Origin of the sequence: Stutzerimonas kunmingensis, from assembly GCF_014764705.1 — a bacterium.
GTDB lineage: Bacteria > Pseudomonadota > Gammaproteobacteria > Pseudomonadales > Pseudomonadaceae > Stutzerimonas.
On record NZ_JACXXG010000084.1, the window covers coordinates 1 to 1334 of the forward strand.

1 protein-coding gene is annotated in these 1334 nt (G+C 60.8%); it reads right to left on the minus strand.

All coding sequences use genetic code 11. The features are described from left to right. Nucleotides 1–164: 164 nt before the first annotated feature. The gene (locus IEG05_RS23005; RefSeq protein WP_011913346.1) at nt 165–1250 is read right to left on the minus strand and encodes an IS5-like element ISPst12 family transposase; all 1086 of its coding nucleotides are present in this window, start codon (nt 1248–1250) and stop codon (nt 165–167) included. Between the last annotated feature and the right edge of the window lie 84 nt (nt 1251–1334).

Genomic DNA, 1334 nt, shown 5'->3' on the forward strand with positions numbered 1-1334 from the left:
CAGGCCGTTGAAAAACTCGGCTTCAACTGCCCCAACCCGTCCGGTTTGGCGCTTTTTCAAGCGCTTTGGCCTAACGGAGTCCACACAAGGCCTGACTTCAGGCCTTTTTGACAGGTTTCAGCACCACGTTCACGCCTTTCGGCGTTTTTTGGGCGTAACTCGCCCTATACATGCGATCCTCGCCACCAACCCGACAGGCTACCCAGTCGGATCAGGTTGTAGACCGAGAAACCCAGCAATAACTGAGCACTCAGCTTGGCGCGACCGATCAGCTTGGTCTTGCGCAGGCCGCCAACCGTCTTCAGCCAGCCAAAACCTTCTTCGATCCGCTTGCGGATCTTCTGGCTGGCGGCATACCCCGGATGCCGCGTGGTGCGCCCATCGATGGCGCTGCCCTTGCGCTTCTGCGCCACATGCGGTGTCACTTTCAGCTCGCGCGCCCTCTGCACGAAACGCTTCTGGTCGTAATTCTTGTCTGCACCTACCGTGCTGCCCGGCTTGGCCGTGCGCTCCAGCATCTCCAGCGCCGCCTCTACCTCGGCACGTCCATTGAACTCGGTGCATTCCACATCCACGATCAGACCGTTGCGGTGCTCCATCATCGTGTGGGCCATGTGCGCCAGACGACTGGCATCGCCATTGCTCTTGCGCGCCAGCCGGGCCTCGGGATCGCTGGTCGATTGGTGGGTCGCGTTGCTGCGCTTCTCGCCCTTGAAGTCGGCATCGGGGTTGCGCGTGCCATCCTCCGGTGGGTCGCCGCCATCCTTCTTGATAAAGGACTTGTGCGAGGCCCAGGCGTCGATCAGCGTGCCATCGACGCTGAAATGCTCGTTGCTGGCGTACTCGGACCATGCGGCCAGCGACTTGATGCGCTGGAAGAACAGCCGCGCTACATCCTGGTTGAACAAGCGGTCACGGTTCTGGCTGAAGGTCGAGTGATCCCACATGCGCTCGTCCATCGACAAGCCGACGAACCAGCGAAACAGCAGGTTGAAATCAATCTGCTCGACCAACTGCCGCTCGGAGCGAATGGTGTAAATCACCTGCAGCAACGAGGCGCGCAGCAGCCGCTCCGGCGCAATCGAGGCCCGTCCCAGGGTGGAGTACAGCCCGTCGAAGTCCCGATCCATCGAAGCCAGAACGGTATCGACCAGGCCTCGCAGGGGACGCAGCGGGTGATCGTTCGGGATGCGCTGCTCCAGCGTCGTATAACTGAACAGCTCGTTTTGTTTGAGGTCGAGTCCACGCATCGGCTTGGGCTGGCTTCGGCAGAAGAGGATGGCCGCCATTTTGCCAGAGCCACGCGGGCTCTGGCTTTTTTCAACGGCCTGCTA

Excerpts from the sequence above, each read along its gene's own strand:
- IEG05_RS23005 (WP_011913346.1), bottom strand. The coding sequence starts at position 1,250 with ATGCGTGGACTCGACCTCAAACAAAACGAGCTGTTCAGTTATACGACG.